Origin of the sequence: Komagataeibacter saccharivorans, assembly GCF_003207825.1 — a bacterium.
In the GTDB taxonomy this organism is placed as follows: Bacteria; Pseudomonadota; Alphaproteobacteria; order Acetobacterales; family Acetobacteraceae; genus Komagataeibacter; species Komagataeibacter saccharivorans.
In genome coordinates, this window is sequence record NZ_NKTY01000004.1 from 54,861 (window position 1) to 73,269 (window position 18,409).

Annotated in this window: 18 protein-coding genes; 13 read left to right on the forward strand and 5 right to left on the reverse strand. The window is 62.1% G+C overall.

Going from position 1 to position 18,409, the window contains the following annotated elements; genetic code table 11:
* Nucleotides 1–2: 2 nt before the first annotated feature.
* From tolR to CFR79_RS04145, 12 genes are all read left to right on the forward strand, one after another.
* Nucleotides 3–440: a protein TolR gene (gene tolR, locus CFR79_RS04090; RefSeq protein WP_102325495.1), complete on the forward strand. Its 438-nt coding sequence runs from the start codon at nt 3–5 to the stop codon at nt 438–440.
* Nucleotides 441–475: 35 nt separating this feature from the next.
* Nucleotides 476–1,468 (forward strand): energy transducer TonB, encoded by a 993-nt coding sequence (locus tag CFR79_RS04095; protein WP_110547013.1) that lies wholly within the window; start codon nt 476–478, stop codon nt 1,466–1,468.
* Between the two features lie 30 nt (nt 1,469–1,498).
* A complete protein-coding gene (tolB, locus tag CFR79_RS04100; protein WP_102325497.1) occupies nt 1,499–2,863 on the forward strand; it encodes a Tol-Pal system beta propeller repeat protein TolB in 1,365 nt (454 codons plus the stop codon).
* A 249-nt stretch (nt 2,864–3,112) separates the two neighbouring features.
* Nucleotides 3,113–3,583, forward strand: coding sequence for a peptidoglycan-associated lipoprotein Pal (pal, locus tag CFR79_RS04105; protein WP_102325498.1), 471 nt, complete (start codon nt 3,113–3,115; stop codon nt 3,581–3,583).
* A 117-nt stretch (nt 3,584–3,700) separates the two neighbouring features.
* Nucleotides 3,701–4,462 carry a tol-pal system YbgF family protein gene (locus CFR79_RS04110; RefSeq protein ID WP_110547014.1) on the forward strand — a complete coding sequence of 254 codons (762 nt, stop codon included), beginning with the start codon at nt 3,701–3,703 and terminating at the stop codon, nt 4,460–4,462.
* A gap of 20 nt (nt 4,463–4,482) precedes the next feature.
* Nucleotides 4,483–5,757, forward strand: a complete 1,275-nt coding sequence (tilS, locus tag CFR79_RS04115; RefSeq protein WP_110547015.1) for a tRNA lysidine(34) synthetase TilS — start codon at nt 4,483–4,485, stop codon at nt 5,755–5,757.
* 130 nt (nt 5,758–5,887) lie between these two features.
* Nucleotides 5,888–7,828 (forward strand): ATP-dependent zinc metalloprotease FtsH, encoded by a 1,941-nt coding sequence (ftsH, locus tag CFR79_RS04120; RefSeq protein WP_102325501.1) that lies wholly within the window; start codon nt 5,888–5,890, stop codon nt 7,826–7,828.
* Between the two features lie 96 nt (nt 7,829–7,924).
* Nucleotides 7,925–8,962, forward strand: a complete 1,038-nt coding sequence (gene folP, locus CFR79_RS04125) for a dihydropteroate synthase (protein ID WP_110547016.1) — start codon at nt 7,925–7,927, stop codon at nt 8,960–8,962.
* 50 nt (nt 8,963–9,012) lie between these two features.
* A complete protein-coding gene (glmM, locus tag CFR79_RS04130) occupies nt 9,013–10,371 on the forward strand; it encodes a phosphoglucosamine mutase (RefSeq protein ID WP_102325503.1) in 1,359 nt (452 codons plus the stop codon).
* A gap of 3 nt (nt 10,372–10,374) precedes the next feature.
* Entirely contained in the window at nt 10,375–11,184 is an 810-nt protein-coding gene (gene thiD, locus CFR79_RS04135; RefSeq protein WP_102325504.1) for a bifunctional hydroxymethylpyrimidine kinase/phosphomethylpyrimidine kinase, read from the forward strand.
* A 131-nt stretch (nt 11,185–11,315) separates the two neighbouring features.
* Nucleotides 11,316–12,041, forward strand: coding sequence for a response regulator transcription factor (locus tag CFR79_RS04140; RefSeq protein WP_102325505.1), 726 nt, complete (start codon nt 11,316–11,318; stop codon nt 12,039–12,041).
* Between the two features lie 387 nt (nt 12,042–12,428).
* Complete coding sequence (locus tag CFR79_RS04145; RefSeq protein ID WP_258373414.1) at nt 12,429–12,872, forward strand: hypothetical protein; 444 nt, start codon at nt 12,429–12,431, stop codon at nt 12,870–12,872.
* 24 nt (nt 12,873–12,896) lie between these two features.
* Here the strand turns inward: CFR79_RS04145 and CFR79_RS04150 are convergent, their stop codons facing one another.
* The 3 genes from CFR79_RS04150 to CFR79_RS04160 all read right to left on the reverse strand — a co-directional run bounded on the left by CFR79_RS04150 (nt 12,897) and on the right by CFR79_RS04160 (nt 14,806).
* Nucleotides 12,897–13,157, reverse strand: coding sequence for a hypothetical protein (locus tag CFR79_RS04150; RefSeq protein WP_174234098.1), 261 nt, complete (start codon nt 13,155–13,157; stop codon nt 12,897–12,899).
* A gap of 222 nt (nt 13,158–13,379) precedes the next feature.
* Nucleotides 13,380–14,003 carry a hypothetical protein gene (locus CFR79_RS04155; RefSeq protein WP_110547080.1) on the reverse strand — a complete coding sequence of 208 codons (624 nt, stop codon included), beginning with the start codon at nt 14,001–14,003 and terminating at the stop codon, nt 13,380–13,382.
* Between the two features lie 113 nt (nt 14,004–14,116).
* Complete coding sequence (locus CFR79_RS04160) at nt 14,117–14,806, reverse strand: YfdX family protein (protein WP_102325506.1); 690 nt, start codon at nt 14,804–14,806, stop codon at nt 14,117–14,119.
* 422 nt (nt 14,807–15,228) lie between these two features.
* On the opposite strand from CFR79_RS04160, the gene dinB reads away from it, so the two are divergent.
* On the forward strand, nt 15,229–16,314 hold the full coding sequence (gene dinB / locus CFR79_RS04165) for a DNA polymerase IV (RefSeq protein WP_110547017.1): 1,086 nt from the start codon (nt 15,229–15,231) through the stop codon (nt 16,312–16,314).
* A 151-nt stretch (nt 16,315–16,465) separates the two neighbouring features.
* On the opposite strand, the gene CFR79_RS04170 is transcribed toward dinB, so the two are convergent.
* The gene (locus CFR79_RS04170; protein ID WP_102325508.1) at nt 16,466–17,035 is read right to left on the reverse strand and encodes a DUF1643 domain-containing protein; all 570 of its coding nucleotides are present in this window, start codon (nt 17,033–17,035) and stop codon (nt 16,466–16,468) included.
* A gap of 79 nt (nt 17,036–17,114) precedes the next feature.
* Nucleotides 17,115–18,401 carry an NAD(P)/FAD-dependent oxidoreductase gene (locus CFR79_RS04175; protein ID WP_110547018.1) on the reverse strand — a complete coding sequence of 429 codons (1,287 nt, stop codon included), beginning with the start codon at nt 18,399–18,401 and terminating at the stop codon, nt 17,115–17,117.
* Between the last annotated feature and the right edge of the window lie 8 nt (nt 18,402–18,409).

Sequence of the window (18,409 nt, forward strand, 5' to 3'; positions counted from 1 at the left end):
CCATGGGGGCAAGCCTGGGCGATCTGCGTGGGCGGCGGCGCAAGCGGCGGCTCATGGCCGAAATCAACGTCACCCCGCTGGTTGACGTCATGCTGGTGCTGCTCATCATCTTCATGGTGACGGCGCCGATGATGACCAGCGGCGTAAATGTCGATCTGCCCAAGACGGATGCGGCGCCGGTCAATACCGATACCAAGCCCATCACGGTTTCGATCCGCTCCAACGGCGATCTGTATCTGGGCGATGATCCGGTGTCGCAGGCCGAACTGGTCGATCAGCTCAAGGCGGCGGCGCAGAATGACCGTGAACACCGCATTTTCGTCCGGGGTGATTCCCATATCGATTATGGCCGCGTGATGCAGATCATGGGTCAGATCACGGCGGGTGGATTCACGCATGTCGCCCTTCTTGCGCAGCAGCCGCCCGGCGGCGGTAACTGAACCAAACCCAAACTGATACCGGGAGCCGTCTGATCGTGGTGCCACCGCGTCGTTCCGAGCGTATCCTCATGCGTCGCTCCGTTCTGGTATCGGGGGGCCTGCATGTCGCCCTGCTGCTGGGCATACTGCTCAAGCTTCCCATGCCGGTTCCCAGAGAGCCGCCCCCGCCGCCTACGATCGAGATGGAATTCACGAACGATGGCGGCACATCAGCGCCCCATAAGGGTGAAAAGCCGGCCCCCAAACCTGCGCCGGCCCCCGCGCCGGTAAAGCAGGAAGCCCCGCCCGCGCCCACCCCGCCGGAAAAGGCACCCAATGAGGAAGCGGCCCCGCCGCCGCCGCCACCACCGCCCATGCCGCCACCGCAGCAGGCGCCCAGACCCGTGCCGGATGCCCCCACGCCCCCGCGTGAACAGCAGCCGTCGCCCGATGCCGTGCGGCTTCCGCCGACACCGCCCAAGGCAGCACCCGCGCCCGCGCATGCACCGGTGCCCCCATCGGCCCAGCCGCAGCCCGATGCCCCGCCCAAGGTGCAGCCGCCGTCGCGCATAACCCAGCCGAATGAAGTGAAGAAGAGCGTGCCCGATACGCATTCCCTGCTCGCGACGCTGGATTCCTTCCGTGCGGACCAGAAACAGACCCATCCGCCCAAGGCGCGCCCCAACCCGGCGCAGGGCGGGGCGCCGGATGGCGGCGGTACGCCGGACGGGGATATCACCAGTGCGCTGAGTTCCGCCGAACAGAAGGCGATCGGCAGTTCCGTGCGCCGCTGTTATTCGGAAGATACGGCCGCGCGTAATTATGCCCAGTTTGTGGCGCATCTGGTCGTGACCGTGGACGGGACCGGCACGGCGCGACTGGTGGAATTCGCACCGCAGACGCAGGCCCAGATGGACTCCGACCCCTCATATCGTGCGCTGGCGGAACGCGCGCGTGATGCGGTGCTCAGTCCCACCTGTGCCAAGCTGCCCATTCCGCAGAACCTGCTGGGCCAGACCCGGCAACTGAAATTCGTATTCCGTCCCTGACCTCAAGCGGACGAAGGCGAGGAGAAGAAAATGACGTCAAGCGTAAAGCCATTGATTCCTGATGATGACGCAGCACGGCTGGCGGCGGCATTCGGGCGACGTGGGTTCATGGCGGCCGGTGTGGCGGGGGGACTGGTGGCGACACCGCTATTCGCCTCCGGCACGGCGCGCGCGCAGGCAGGCGATGCGGAAATAACGGTGGATCAGGCCCGGACCGCCCCCATCCCCATCGTCCTGCCCTCGCTGGGCAGCGGTGTGGCCCAGCAGATTACGGATGTGATTTCCGCCGATCTGGGCAATAGCGGCCTGTTCCGTCCCATCAGCGCCACCATGCCGCAGGGCACGCCGGATTTCTCCACCTACAAGTCACTGGGCGCGCGTGCGGCCATGACGGGCAAGGTCGTGGATCAGGGCAGTTCGCTGCGTGTGGAATTCCGCCTGTGGGATGTGCTGACGGGCAACCAGCTTCAGGGCACGGCCTATACCGCCGGGTCACAGGACTGGCGTCGTATCGCGCATATCATTGCCGATGTGATCTACAGCCGCATGCTGGGTGAACAAGGATACTTCAATTCCCGCATCGCCTATATCGCACGTTCCGGCCCGCGCCAGCACCAGACCACCCGCCTCGCCATCATGGATCAGGACGGGGCGGACAGCCGTTACCTGACCAATGGCCAGTGGCTGACGCTCATGCCGCGTTTCAACCCGGCCAATAATGAGCTCGCCTTCCTGTCTTATGCCAATTACAGGCCGCGCGTTTACCTGTTCAACCTTGGTACCGGCCAGCAGCGCCTGCTTGGTGACTTCTCGGGTATTTCATTCGCGCCCCGTTTCTCGCCCGATGGGCAATCCGTCATCCTGTCGGTCACGCGCGGAGCCGGGTCCGACCTGTATGTGGTGGATCTGGCCAGCATGGCGCGGCGGCAGCTTACGGCCTCCGGCGCGATCGACACCAGCCCGTCCTTCAGCCCCGATGGCACGCAGATCGTGTTCAACTCCGACCGTGGCGGCTCGCCGCAGCTTTATATCATGAGCGCCTCGGGTGGGGATGCGAAGCGCATTTCCTACGGTCACGGCCATTACGGCGCGCCGGTCTGGTCCCCGCGCGGGGATCTGATCGCCTTCTCGCGCATTGCCAATGGCAGCTTCTCGCTTGGCGTCATGGCGCCGGATGGAACGGGGGAGCGTATCCTGACGGAAGGCTTCACGGTGGAAAGCGCCTCCTTCTGCCCCAATGGCCGTGTTCTGGCCTTCTGCCGGCAGAGTTCGGGGGGGGCAAATGGTGCCGGATTTGCAACAGGTATCAGCACAATTGATATCACCGGCTTCCATGAACGCGCCCTGCCGGCGGGAAGCGCGTCCGATCCGGCATGGTCGCCGCTGAATAAGTAATAATTACAATATGTTGGGCGGGCACTATTCTGGAACCTGCGTGGATATCAAATGGCCGGTATGTGTTTGCCTGACATTGACGGAAACTTCTTGCCAAATGTATGCTGGCGGTGGTTTCCAGCGATCGCGAGTCTCTGTTTTTACAGTTGTGTTTAACAGGACGTAACGAGACTCGGGGCCGTCCCATATTTAAATCCGGAAATTCAACAAATGGTTTCGACGCAAGAAACCGATCCAGGATCAAAAGTAATGAAACTGAAGCTTTTTGGCGCGGCTGGTATGGCCCTCTTCCTGGCAGCCTGTTCCGATCACGCGAACAAGAATGTGAATACGGGTGCCGCCACGCAGCAGGTTGGTCCGGCTCCGGGCAGCGAAGCTGATCTGGTGGCGACGGCTGGTGACCGTGTTCTGTTCCCGCTCAACCAGAGCGGCCTGTCGAGCGACGCGAAGGCGACCCTCGACAAGCAGGCGGCGTGGCTTGCGAAGTACCCGCAGGTGCACGTGCAGATTGCCGGTAACTGCGATGATCGCGGCACCGAGGAATACAACATCGCCCTGGGTGAGCGTCGCGCCAATGCCGCCCACGACTATCTGGTTGCCAAGGGCGTCGATGGCTCGCGCCTGACGACGATCTCCTACGGCAAGGACCGTCCGACCGCCGTTGGTGACGACGAGCAGGCATGGGCCCAGAACCGTAACGCCATCACGTCGGTGCAGTAATCCACTGCCCCTGCGTCCCATGACGTAATGGAATAAGTATGAAACCGGTCGGGCGCTTATCGCCCGGCCGGTTTTGTTTTAGGTATGCATGCGTAGTGTTGCAAAAGGGTTTGGTCCATGCGGTCTGTGTTGTCATGTTTCCTTTCAGTCGCTGCCCGGTCCCGTCAGTGGGGCAGGGTGGGTATGCTGGCGGGTGGCGTATCGCTGGCCTGCCTTGGTGGCGCGCGCGCTGATGACAACAGCGGCAACCTGACCCTGCAGCTGCTCGACCGCGTCAACACGCTGGAACAGGAAGCGCGCGACATGCGCGGTGAAATCGACCAGTTGACCAATCAGGTCCAGCAGCAGAATGCAGCGCTGAGCAAGCAGATCGATGACATGAATTTCGCCATGCAGCATGGCCATGGCGCGGCCCCTGCTGGCGGGGCGGCGGCTTCCGCATCTCCGGCTGCTTCTGCTACCGCACCGGCGGCCACGGAAACGCCTGCGGCAAAACGCACGCCGGACGATCTGCTGAAGGCGGGGACCGATGCGCTGATGCAGCATGATTACGTTACGGCGCAGGCGGATGCGCAGCAGGTCCTGTCTGGTCCCAAGAGTGCAAAGCAGGTCGATGCGCAATACCTGCTGGCCCAGTCGCTGGCCGGGCAGAAGCAGTACCGGCAGTCCGCGCTGGCCTATTATGATGCCTATAACCGTGCGCCCCATGGCGCGCGTGCCCCCAGCGCCCTGCTGGGTGTGGCGGCAACGCTTGTGGCGCTCAATGACAGGGCTTCCGCCTGTCAGGCGCTGGACAAGCTGGCCAGCGAGTTTCCCCAGCCTGCCGACCGCATCAAATCCGCTGAACAGGTCTATCGCAAGCGCGCCAGGTGTAACTGACCGCCATCCGGTTCCAGAGAATGGAAGCGGCTGAACCGGTAGGCCAGCAGGGCTTTGACGCCATCATGACCGAACTTGGCCCATGGCCGGGCCAGGGGATACCTGTGGCGGTGGCCGTATCGGGTGGGGCGGACAGTATGGCGCTGGCCATCCTTGCCCGGCGGTGGCGGGCCGATGTGATCGCGCTGGTCGTGGACCATGGACTGCGCGCGGAATCCCGGACTGAAGCGGAACAGACGGTCGCGCGCCTGTCCATGCTGGGCATACAGGCCCGCCTGCTGACCCTTGAGGGGCTGGAACGTGGCTCCCGTATGGCCGAACGCGCACGCCGTATGCGCTATCAGGCACTTTTTGCCGCCTGTCGCGATCTTGGGGCGCTGGATCTGCTGGTGGCGCATCATGCCGGGGATCAGGCCGAAACGGTCATGATGCGCGGACGTGCCGCCAGCGGTCAGGACGGTCTGGCCGGGATGGCGCTGGCCCTTCCCGTTACCGATGTCAGGCTTGTCCGCCCCCTTCTGGCTTTCACCAAGTCCGCGCTGTACGCTACCGTGCGCGCGGCAGGGGTGACATGGGTGGAAGATCCATCCAATGCCAATCTGCGGACCGAGCGCGCCCGTGCCCGGCAGGCCCTGCGTCAGGACGCGGTGCTGGGCGGCAGCCTGCTTGCACAGGCGCGGCAGGCGGGGCAGGCCCGCATGGCGCAGGACCGCGATGATGCGTTGTGGCTGGCGCAGCATGCACGGTTCCATCCGGGTGGATGGGTCGTGCTGCCTGCCGGTCTGGCACCGCCCCGCATTCTTTCCGCCCTGATCGGGGTGGTGGGGGGACGTGATTATCCGCCAAGGCGGGACGCGGTGGCGGGGCTGGTCCATGCGCCACGGGCAGCGACGCTGGCGGGTGTCATGATCGTGCCATGGCGGGACGGGCAATGGCTGCTGGCGCGTGAGGAAGCAGCGATGGCGCCCTGCGTCTCCGCCGGGACAGGCGCTGTGTGGGACAGGCGTTTCGTGCTGCGGGCCCGACACGTGCCGAAAGATATGTATATCGGCGCAGCGGGGCCGGTAGCGCGCTGGTGGCCTGCGGGGCAGGTGCGTTCCGGGTGGCCGGCCTGCGTGTTGCGTACGTTGCCGGCCCTGTGGCACGATGGGCGGGTTATGGCTGTGCCGCATATGGGACTGTGCATGCATGACGGCATCGCAGATGCGTTTTTTGTAAACCAGCCCCCCCATCCCGCCTTTTCGGGTGCCCTGTTTGGCCGCCCGACCGCCCTGCCTGTCGGGGCCGGGCAATAAAAGGTGGTGGATTGGGGGTGTGAATATCCCTTGATCGTCCTATGTATGATAAACGTAGTGAACGTGGCGCCTGTTCGTCTGCCCTCTGTCGGGTAATGCGAAGGGGCCAGCGGATGGAACAGTAGGCAAGATGAACAATTTTGGCCGGAACCTGGCCCTGTGGGTTATCATCATCGTCCTGTTGCTGCTGCTGTTTAACGTTTTCCAGCCCGGAAGCGTGCAGCACGCATCGCAGCAACTGGCATATTCCGATTTCATCGGGGACGTGAACAGCGGGCATGTCCGGTCTGTTGTGGTGCAGGAACATAATATTACCGGCACCCTGACGGATGGCACCTCGTTCGACACCTATGCCCCGCAGGACCCGACCCTGATTCCGCGCCTGACGGAAAAAGGGGTGGAGGTTGCGGCCAAGCCGCTCGAAAGCGACACCAATCCCATCCTGCGCTACCTGATCAATTACGCGCCATTGCTGCTGATGGTCGGTGCGTGGATTTTCATCATGCGCCAGATGCAGTCCGGTGGCGGTCGCGCCATGGGCTTTGGCAAGTCGCGCGCGCGCATGCTGACCGAAAAGCAGGGCCGCGTTACCTTTGATGACGTGGCGGGCATTGATGAAGCCAAGGGCGAGTTGCAGGAAATCGTGGATTTCCTGCGCGATCCGCAGAAGTTCACCCGTCTGGGCGGCAAGATCCCCAAGGGTGTGCTGTTGGTTGGCCCCCCCGGTACGGGTAAGACCCTGCTGGCCCGCGCCATCGCGGGTGAGGCGAACGTGCCGTTCTTCACTATTTCCGGTTCCGACTTCGTTGAAATGTTCGTGGGTGTTGGCGCATCGCGTGTGCGTGACATGTTCGAACAGGGCAAGAAGGCTGCCCCCTGCATCATCTTCATTGACGAAATCGATGCCGTCGGCCGCCATCGTGGCGCGGGCCTCGGCGGTGGCAATGATGAACGTGAGCAGACGCTGAACCAGATGCTGGTCGAAATGGACGGGTTTGACAGCAATGAGGGCGTGATCCTGATTGCCGCGACCAACCGCCCCGACGTGCTTGACCCCGCCCTGCTGCGTCCCGGCCGTTTTGACCGTCAGGTGGTCGTGCCCAACCCCGATGTGGCGGGCCGTGAAAAGATCCTGCGTGTCCATATGCGCAAGGTGCCGCTGGCATCCGATGTGGACCCCAAGGTCATCGCCCGTGGCACGCCCGGTTTTTCGGGTGCCGATCTGGCCAACCTTGTCAACGAAGCGGCGCTCATGGCTGCCCGCCTTGGCAAGCGTACGGTCGCCATGCTGGAGTTCGAGAACGCCAAGGACAAGGTGATGATGGGGGCCGAGCGCCGCTCCCTCGTCATGACCGAGGACGAAAAGAAGATGACCGCCTATCATGAAGGTGGCCATGCTCTGGTTGGCATCCTGACCCCCGGCTCCGATCCGGTGCACAAGGCGACGATCATCCCGCGTGGTCGTGCGCTGGGCATGGTGATGAGCCTGCCGGAAAAGGACCGTTATTCCGAAAGCCGTTCATGGTGCATTGGCAAGCTGACGCTGGCGATGGGTGGCCGCGCGGCGGAGGAAATCATCTTTGGCCCCGATAATGTCTCCACCGGCGCATCGGGTGACATCAAGATGGCGACAGACGTGGCCCGCCGTATGATTACGGAATGGGGCATGAGCGAAAAGCTCGGCATGGTGGCCTATGGTGGCAACGGGCAGGAAGTGTTCCTTGGTCACAGTGTGACGCAGAACAAGAACGTGTCCGAGGAAACCGCGCGTGAAATCGACAACGAGGTGCGCAAGCTGATCGATGCGGCCTATGACCGCGCGCGCACCCTGCTGCTGGATCATATCGATCAGTTGCACCGTCTGGGTGAGGCCCTGCTGGAATATGAAACCCTGACGGGTGAGGAAATCCGGCAGGTGCTGCGTGGCGAGAAGATCGAGCGTGTGGTGGTCGATGACCCGATGCCGGAAAACCGCCGTCCATCAGTGCCGCCTTCTGCACCATCAGCGCCGGTCGAACCGCTGCCTTCGCCGGAAGGCAATGGTGGGGTTGGCGCAGCCCCGGCGAGCTAGAACTGTCTTACAGGTGTTGAATATATGGCGGGGTAGCCTTGGGCTGCCCCGCCATTTTTGTATCTGGTGATAGAAAAACTGGATAGAAGAGGAACAATGGACGACCGGCTGATCGAACCCCTTGGCCTGCTGCACGGTACTGCCGCCCGGCAGGCGGTTGAGGCAGGCATTGCGCTGTGGCTGGGACAGGGAACGCACGCTTTCGCCGTTGCCCGCCTGATCGGGGGCGGGGAAGCGGGACGGGTCGTGCCGGTATCCGCCATCCCGTCGCAATGGGCGGATGTTGTGGCCCGGATCACCGCCCCCGTATCCGATGCGGGCCTGCCCCCGGGGTCGCAGGTCATGGGGATCATCAACGTAACACCCGACAGCTTCAGTGACGGTGGCCAGCATTACACGACGCAGGCCGCGTTCGACGCCATAAAGGCCATGTATGCGCAGGGCTGCCGGATCGTGGATATTGGTGGGGAAAGTACCCGTCCCGGCGCTCCACCCGTCGCAGCGGAGGAGGAATGGCGGCGCATCGGCCCGGTCATCCGCGCGGTGCGGGCATGTTCCGCGCTGGATGGATTGCATATTTCCGTGGATACCCGTCAGGCCATGGTCATGGATCAGGCCCTGCTGGCCGGTGCCAGCATGGTCAACGATGTCTCGGCCCTGACGCATGACCCGCTGGCCCGTGCGGTTGTCGCGCGGCATGGGTGTGCGGTTACCCTCATGCACATGCGCGGCACGCCCCAGACCATGCGGCAGCACGCGGTTTATGACGATGTCGCCGCAGATGTGACGCGTGAACTGTCCCGCCGCGTGGATGAAGCCGTGGCCGCGGGCATAGAACGTACGCGCATGGTGGTGGACCCGGGCATCGGCTTTGCCAAGACAGGTGCTGGCAATCTGGAACTGCTGGCACGTCTGCCCATTCTTTCTAATCTGGGCTGTCGCGTTCTGCTTGGTGTTTCGCGCAAGCGCATGATTGGGGAAATCTGCCATGAACCCGATGCGTCCCGCCGCGATCCCGGAACGGTGGCGGCCACGCTGCCGGGAATGGTTTTTCCCGGTATCGTCATGCGGGTTCACAACGTTTCAGCCATGATGCAGGCCATGCGCGTAAGGCAGGGGCTGGATCGGTCATAACAGGTAAGGTAGGTCGTGTACGACCAGAACGTATCCGGAGATCCCCCGTCATGGTAAAAACAAGAAAGCTGTTCGGCACAGATGGCATTCGCGGGACGGCCAACCGCTTTCCCATGACGGTCGAAGTGGCGCAGAAGCTGGGGCAGGCCGCAGGACTGCATTTCATCCACGGCACGCACCGCCACCGCGTTCTGCTGGGCAAGGATACGCGTCTGTCGGGCTACATGATCGAATGCGCGCTGGTATCGGGTTTCCTGTCCGCCGGCATGGATGTGACCCTTGTGGGGCCAATGCCGACACCGGCCATCGCCATGCTTACCCGTTCGCTTCGGGCGGATCTGGGGGTGATGATTTCCGCATCGCATAACCCGTATGGCGATAATGGCATCAAGCTGTTCGGTCCCGATGGATTCAAGCTGTCCGACGAGATGGAAGCCCGGATCGAGGCGGCCATGAATTCCGATCTGACCGACAGGCTGGCCGCACCCGACCAGATCGGTCGCGCTTCACGGCTGAACGATGCGGCGGGGCGGTATGTGGAAAGTGCCAAATCGTCCTTTCCGCGCGGACTGCGGCTTGATGGCCTGCGTATCGTGATTGACTGCGCCAATGGCGCGGCCTACCGCGTGGCCCCGACGGCGTTGTGGGAACTGGGGGCCGAGGTCGTGCGGATCGGCTGCGATCCCAATGGCATCAACATCAATGAAGGCTGTGGTTCCACGCGGCCCGAAGCCCTGTGCGCGGCAGTGCTGCGTCATCGGGCTGATATTGGCATTGCCCTTGATGGTGATGCCGATCGTGTCCTGATTTCGGATGAAAAGGGACGTCTGGTGGATGGGGACCAGATCCTTGCCCTCATTTCCAAGTCATGGGCGCGGCAGGGGCGGCTGGCTGGCCGCCATATCGTGGCGACCGTCATGTCCAATATGGGGCTGGAGCGGTATCTGGAAACGCAGGGGCTGGAACTGGTGCGCACAGCGGTGGGCGACCGCTACGTTGTGGAAAAGATGCGCGAACTGTCGGCCAATATTGGCGGCGAACAGTCCGGGCATATGGTCCTGTCCGATTTTGCCACAACGGGCGACGGACTGGTCGCGGCCCTTCAGGTTCTGGCCGAAGTCGTGGAGACCGGTCGCCCTGCCAGCGAGGTCTGCACCCTGTTCCAGCCTTACCCGCAGTTGCTGCGCAATGTCCGTTTCGCCGGGAAAAGCCCGTTGCATGACCCGAAGGTGCAGGAAGCCCGTGCGGCGGCGGAAAAGCGGCTGGGGGATCGCGGGCGGCTGCTGTTGCGTGAGAGCGGAACCGAGCCGCTGGTCCGCGTCATGGCGGAAGCCGAGGATGAAGCGCTGGTAAAAGCCGTGGTCGAGGATATGTGCGAGGCCATTACCGCGATCCAGATGGCGGACTGAACCATGCGCGGACGCATTCTCATCATGGCGGGCAGTGACAGCGGGGGTGGCGCTGGCATCCAGGCGGATATCAAGACGGTGACGGCGCTGGGTGGTTTCGCCATGACGGCCATAACGGCCCTGACCGCGCAGGATACGCAGGGCGTGCATGATGTCATGCCGGTGCCGCCGTCCTTCATCGTAGCCCAGATGCGGTGTGTCATGGATGATCTGGGTGTGGACGCCTTCAAGAGTGGCATGCTCGACCGGGCCGAGGTGATCGAGGCCATAGCGGACGTGCTGGTGACAGGCCCCGATGTTCCTTACGTGCTGGACCCGGTCATGGTCGCCAAGGGTGGGGCGGCGCTGCTGCATGACAGTGCGCTTGCGACCCTGCGCGCGCGCCTGCTGCCGCTTGCATCCATCCTGACCCCCAACATCCCGGAAGCCGAGACCCTGCTGGGCCGCTCCATCGCGCATCGTGGGGACATGCTGGCCGCCGCCGGTGATCTGCTGGCGCTTGGACCAAAGGCCGTGCTGCTCAAGGGTGGGCATATGTCGGGCGACGAACTGGTGGATGTGCTGGTGGGACCGGGAGGAGAGGTTGAGGAATTCGTCTCGCATCGGATTCACACCCGCCATACGCATGGTACGGGCTGCACGCTTGCCAGCGCCATTGCCACCGGGCTGGGTCAGGGCATGACATTACGTGATGCTGTCATGCGCGCGCGCGCTTATGTGCGCGAGGCAATTCTTGCAGCGCCAGGTTATGGGGCGGGTGCGGGGCCCCTTAACCATGCTGTTGGCATCGCGCATCAGAACATTAATTATTAATTAATTAGAAGCCGCTTCTGATATACATAAAATTCATGAGAAAGCGGTAATATATAGTCAACTTTAGGTTGTTCATTAATACCGATGCACCTATAGGTAGATGAAGTGTAAATATCTACTGGATGGTCGATATGCGGATTTTGCTTGTTGAACCGAATGCCCTGAAAGCCGAAGAGACCTGCCGGCACATGGAAAGAGCGGGGTTCACAGTAGATCATGTCGACACGGGGCATGATGCGCTGGGAATGTTAAAATCCTATAACTATGATTTGGCCGTTATGGATATTTGCCTGCCCGATGTGGATGGGTACGAGGTGATCCGTGTCAGCCGGGTGGCGCGGGTGCCGACGCCGGTACTCATCCTGTCTGATGAGAAAGCCGCTACCGCCAAGGTGAAGGCCTTTTCAACCGGGGCCGATGATTATGTGACGCGCCCTTACGAATCCATGGAACTGACGGCCCGGATGCAGGCTGTAATTCGCCGTTCGAAGGGGTACAGCGAGCCCACCCTGCGAGCGGGACAACTGGAACTGTGTCTCGACAGTCGTGAAGTGCGGGTGCAGGGGCGGCTGGTGCATCTGACCGGCAAGGAATACGTCATCCTTGAGCTGCTCCTGCTGCGGAAGGGGATGGTGCTGACGAAAGATGCGTTCCTGAACCATCTGTATGGCGGCATGGATGAGCCGGAAATGAAAATCATCGATGTTTTCATCTGCAAGCTGCGTAAGAAACTGCAGGCCGCCGGGGGCGGGCAACTGATCTCCACCGTATGGGGGCAGGGCTATGTCCTGCGGGATGATGGGGCGCCCTTTACCGTGCCTGCGACCCCGTCCGGTACGCCGGTGCAGGCGAGCTGAATACAGGCCGGACCGACCTGCCCATGATTAAGATGTAGTTGCTTGAAATTCCCTGATTATCCAGAAGCTATCCCGATTTTAGGGGAATTGCCGGGATGATCAGGGCCTCGTCTGCCCTGAAAAAAACGCAATGGGCTGCTATACTGTTTGGTAAAACAAAAAAAGGCAGGTTCCCCATCATCTGGGAAACCTGCCAAGTCTAAAGTGATGATTCGATGTGCGATGCCCCCATCGCCCTATTGTTATCGCATTGGTATTCCTTGCCCAGACATGAGATAAATCAAAGTTGGGCAGAATAATGCATATGCTTTTTCTGTGGCATCTTTATTCCATTCCCGTGATGGGACAGGATGCGGGAATTAACAGGATAGAAACGGGCAGCAGGCGATGGGTAACAAAAAGGCATTGAGACATCTATTCACCAGCAGTGCGCTGCTGCTTGCCGCAGCTACGGGCCTGAGTGCATGCGAAAGCGCGCATGACCGGATCGTGGATAAGGAAAACAGCCTTGCGGCAGCGGGTTTCGTGGCGCGCCCCGCTGATAATGCCGAACGGCAGACGATGTTGCAGAAGCTGCCCCCCAACCGGTTTCTGCAGAAATCGTTCGGGGATCACATGCTCTACATCTATTCCGATCCCAAGGTGTGCAACTGTCTTTATGTAGGTAATCAGGCGGCTTACGGACGCTACATGTCCTACGTGCAGGCGCAGAATCTGGCGGACCAGCAGCAGATGACCGCCGATACATACCAGGATGCTTCGTGGAACTGGGGCATGTGGGGCTGGGGCGGCGGCGGCTGGGGCGGCCCGTGGGGCGGCGGCTGGTGGTAATACGCAGGCGGGTCCGCACCCGCCTTATCTGACGGGCGGAACTTCGGTGGGTTTGGGCCGATGGTCGGCATAGACGATCATCTGCCATGCTTCGCGTGTATCGGGGCGGTGCGGATGGGCATGGATGGGGGGCAGAAGCTGTCCCTCGGTCGCCGCTATTTCCACCCCGCAGCCGACACAGCGGTAAATACCCGAATGGGGCGCCACCGAGCGCGGGGGATGGATCTTGTCGAATTCAGGATCGGTCCACGTATCAACAAATTGCGCGGACTGGTAAAGGGCCATCCCGTTCTCCATCATTGCCGGTAGCGGTTGTAAGGCTGTCGTATACAGGGTGATAACGCTATCCCCCATGTTATGATGCAGCACCACACGCTGCATAGATGTAGAATACGGATATTGCCATTATTACAGGCCACTCTGCCGTCACGATGTTGATGACGGAGTCGAAACAGGCCCGTTCAGCAAAAGTATAACAGAAGTATAACCGCCAGAGCGATTCCGCCCCTAATCGGGGGAGCGCAGCGTCAGCGACTGGTCAATGGTCTGCGTTACGATGGCGTTCAGTGCGCCATGCGCCGCCGTCCACTGGAAGGGATCGGCATCGTTATTGAATGTCGGGTCAAGCTGATCGTCATGAACCGTGCCGTAAGCCTGAAAATACATGTCGGGCCGTGCCGGAATGGTATCCATTGTCCATGTCCAGTCATCTGACAGCAGGGCTGTCGCACCAACCATGGCGCACGGATGCGCATGTGACAGTGTCACGGCATGTGTGGTCATGAGTGCCGCCTGCGGACGACGATAGCTGGTGTCGCCGCCGATATCTTCCATCTGTAGCTGTCGCCTGCGCGTTTCTTCCGCAGCAGAAATGCCTCGCCAGCCATCCCCATCCGGCGGGGCGTGTGCACGGTCCAGCGGATCGGATGCGGGGCCGAAGGCATGGCCCGCATAGTTCAGGGCAGTCCCCGCCGGCACCAGTACCGGCCCGCGGGCCGGGGTATCCTGTATGAAGCTGTTATCCAGCGTATGCTGTTCCAGACAGATCTGGATGCGACCGCCCGCCCATGCGGGATGAAACAGGCCGGTCATCGCCGCGCAGGCCACACCCAGAATAATGACGAGTCGCATGGGAAACAGCCTGCCCCGTTCCATCTGACCCTCACGACCACCCGGCTTGCCTGTGGTGGAAACCGGGTGGGGCAGGATCATGGAATACACGGACCTGGGCGTTGGGCCGGGTCTTAGTGGGCGGCTTTTTTACCAGCGCCCTGACCTGCCGGGGTGCCGACCATGTCTTCGGATACAAAGCGGATGCTGTTCTGTGCGTCCTGCAATGCGTTATCGGCATTCTTGACGTCTTTGCCCGTCAGCAGGTTGGTTGCGCGGTAGACATCGCTCGCACTGGCATCCAGCGGGGCGATGGCCAGCACGAAATCAACATCCACGCCCGCGACCTGCAGGGTCTGCGCCGCCTGGCCGGGCTTGCCCTTGTTCAGGCTGGTATTGGCGGAAGTCACTGCGGCACCCTTGGGGGAGGTGGGCTCCAGATCCTCGGTCACGATGTATTCGCCATCAACCGGCAGCCATGCCACGGGCTGGGTTCCCGGCGCAGCCGACGGGGCGGGCGCACCCTTGGGGGCTTTTTTCGCCGGAACCAGCTGGGCTTCGGCCTTCATGAACACCCGGTTGTCGCTCTTGGCGCGGGTCAGGGCGTTGTTGGCGTCAACCAGCAGCTTCTGGGCGCCCGCAATGTCATTATTGGCCAGCGCGCTGCGGGCCATGGCGATATCGTCAAAGGCGCGGCTGCCATCGATCGACAGCTTGGCGAAGTCGCGGTTGACCGCACGCCCGGCGGACGGGGTCGCATGGGCGGCGCCAATCACCGTACCGAGCATGAGCAGGGAGGCAGGCAGGAAGGCGAATTTCTTCATGGTTCATACTCCGGTCTTTATCGTGGTATCATTGCGTGCCCCCTGCGCGAACAGAAGCCATAGCGATGCAATGCGGCTGCCCTGTCATCGCATGCCGGACGGGAATGGGCGCATGGAATGTGAAATGCGGTATGGTCATGTTTCCGCCATGCGGTAGTATGAAGATATGCCGTTCCCGTTCGGAACGGATGTATCGACCAAGGAATGAACCATGTCTGAATGTGCTACCAAATGCCCCACCAAGTCCCCCTGCCTGAAGGGCGTTCTGGTTTTCGGCGCGATCGCCGGCCTGATCGTGTTTTTCCTTAAGAAGAAGAAGTGCAACGGCTGATCTGCCGTAATGCCGTATCGGCCATGCCCCGGCGGGGTGTGGCCATACGGTCCATAGGCATGTTGCCCTGTTCCGGTCGCGGTGCGCCGTGATGGACCGGCAGGAAGTGACGCGCCGTATCATCCATGTCGATATGGATGCTTTCTATGCCTCGGTCGAACAGCGTGACAATCCGGACCTGCGTGGCAGGCCGCTTGCCGTAGGGGGCGCGGGGCGTCGTGGTGTTGTTGCCGCGGCCAGTTATGAAGCCCGGCGTTTCGGGGTCCGGTCGGCCATGCCGTCCGTCACCGCCCAGCGCAAATGTCCAGATCTTGTATTTGTCCGGCCGCGTTTTGATGTGTACCGCGCGGTATCAGCCCAGATCCATGCAATCTTTGCCCGGTTTACGCCGGTCATCCAGCCGCTTTCGCTGGATGAAGCCTATCTGGATGTAACCAATCCCCTGCAGGCTTATCCATCCGCTACGGCCATTGCCACGGCAATCCGCGCGCAGATCCATGATGAAACGGGCCTGACGGCATCAGCGGGTGTATCTTACAATAAATTCCTGGCCAAACTGGCGTCGGATTATCGCAAGCCCAACGGTCAGTTCGTGATTACGCCCCGCATGGGCCCCGATTTTGTAGCGAACCTGCCGGTGGAGGATTTCCACGGTATTGGCCCGGCCACGGCGGCGCGCATGCACGCGCTGGGTATCCGCACCGGCCTTGACCTGCGCACGCAGCCCCTGTCACGACTGTTGCGGCATTTTGGCAAGGCGGCGGATTTCTATTACGGCATCGCCCGTGGCATTGATGAACGTCCCGTAGAGGTCAATCGGCCCCGCCGTTCGGTAGGCGCGGAGCGCACATTTGACGCCGATATCCATGAATGGGTCGGCGCGCAGGCCGCGATTGCCGATCTGTCGGAACGGGTCTGGGGCCGATGCCTGACGCGCGGCCTGACCGGCATTACCGTGACCGTGAAAGTCAAATATAACGATTTCAGGCAGATCGTGCGCGGGCGCACGGAAGCCGAACCCGTGCGCGATGCGCCCGATCTGGGACAGCGCGCCATGGATCTGCTGGCTCCCTGCTTTCCACCCCGGCGCGGCATAAGGCTGCTGGGGGTCACCGTATCCGGGCTGCGCGAAGCCGGGGAGGAACCTGCCCCCCGTCAGCTTGCCCTGTTCGGGTAACATCCTGGACGACGGATGGCAGCGACAGGAAAGCAGGCTGTCCGTCGTCTTTCCCAGGAGCCTGCACCTGTAGAAGGCAGGCCGGATTCGGTGATCTGGTCAGGGGGAGACGCGGGATATGGCCTCCATGTCTTGCCGCCTGTTGTAAAAATCAGGCAGCGGGGACCGGCGGCAGGGGTTCGGGGCGCAGGTCGGCGGGCAGGTACAGCGGATGTTCCGGCCGACCGGAGCGACGGCTCAGGCGCATGGCGCTGACCGTAATCCCGTGCTGCTGGAGCATGCGCACCACCTCCGGCCCGCGTGCCAGCAGCCCCTTGAGCAGGGGCGAGCCATAGGCCGCGATGACCAGATCGGCCTTGCGCGCCATCTCCAGCAGATGGCGGTCATTATCCGGGCCGACCGGATCGGGCACTTCCGTCAGGCGTTTCTGGTCGGTGCAGCGATAGGCGAAGGTATTGCCCACCAGCAGCGTGCCATATCCCCATGCGCGGGCGTAGCGCTGGCATTTGGCCACGGTGCGGTCATCGCCATCCTCCGTCGCGACGGAGGGATTCATCATAAGCCACATCACCGCCGGCAGCGCCGGGTCCCATGTACGGGTCAGGGTGTAGCGATAGCATTTGTCCGGTCCGCCATAAATGGCATGGCTGACCACATCGGCGGAAAGGCGCAGCGGGCGGGAATGGCCCACATGGTGGCGGGGCGGTTGCTGGGTATTCATGGGCGGTATTCATACGCATGGCCGCGCGGAGGTCCACCCCCGCGCGGCCATGGTATGGTAAGACAGTAGTTCCGCTGGTTCAGCGCGGCGTGCCGATCTTGTGCGGTGCGACCATGAGTTCACGGCCCTTGAGCATGCCATCCCAGTACAGCACCGGCATCACCCATTCCTTGAGGAACCATGCCAGTTGGGTCGGCTTGCGGCCATCAAGCAGCCATGTCGGCAGGGTCGGCTCCAGCTTGCCGCCATAGCCGAACTCGGCCAGCACGATCTTGCCGCGTTCGACCGTCAGCGGGCATGCGCCATAACCATCGTAATCGGCAACCATCGGGCGGTGATCCAGCGTGGCCAGCACGTTGACCGCGACCACCGGGGCCTGCACGCGCACGGCGGCGGCTGTCTTGGCGTTGGACGTGCCTGCAACATCACCCAGCGCGAAGACATTTTCATATTTCACATGGCGCAGCGTTGCAGGATCGACCGCCACCCAGCCACCATCGCCCGCAAGCGGGCTGCTGCTGATGACTTCCGGCGCGCGCTGGGGCGGGACGACATGCAGCATGTCGAATTCCGTCTCGACCGTGGCCTTGGCGCCGTCCTCGCCCACATTCTCGAATGTTGCGATACGGCTGGCCCCGTCCACCTTCGTCAGGCGGGATTTCAGTTCCAGATCGATGTTGTAGCGCTTGATGTATTCCATCAGGGCGGGAACGAACTCCTTCACCCCGAACAGCCCCGGCGTTGCGGTGTGGAAAGAGACGTGGATGTTATCCGCAAGGCCACGGCGACGCCACGCATCGCATGCCAGATACATCGCCTTCTGCGGCGCGCCCGCGCATTTGATCGGCATGGGCGGCTGGGTGAACACGGCGTTGCCACGGCCCAGCGTCTGCACAAGCTGCCACGTATAGGGGGCAAGGTCATAGCGGTAGTTGGAGGTCACGCCGTTGCGGCCCAGCGTTTCGGTCAGGCCGGGTATCGCGTCCCAGTCCAGCGTAAGGCCGGTCGCAACCACCAGCACGTTGTAGCGGATGGACGATCCGTTCGACAGGTGGACAAGATTGGCGTCGGGTTCAAAACCGGTCGCCGCCGCCTGCACCCAGTCCGCTCCGGCGGGGATCAGCTTCTTTTCCGACCGGCGGGTCTGGGACTGCTTGAATACGCCGCCACCCACCAGCGTCCAGCCCGGCTGGTAGAAATGCGAACCCGAGGGTTCGATGATCGCGACCGTGATGCCGCCCCGGCGCTTGAGGATGCTGGACGCGGTGGAAAGCCCGGCGGCCCCGCCGCCCACCACGACGACATCATAGGTCAGGCCCCGTGCGGAACTGGACAGGCTGGGGGCGGATGCGGCGGTATCTGTCATGAATGGTC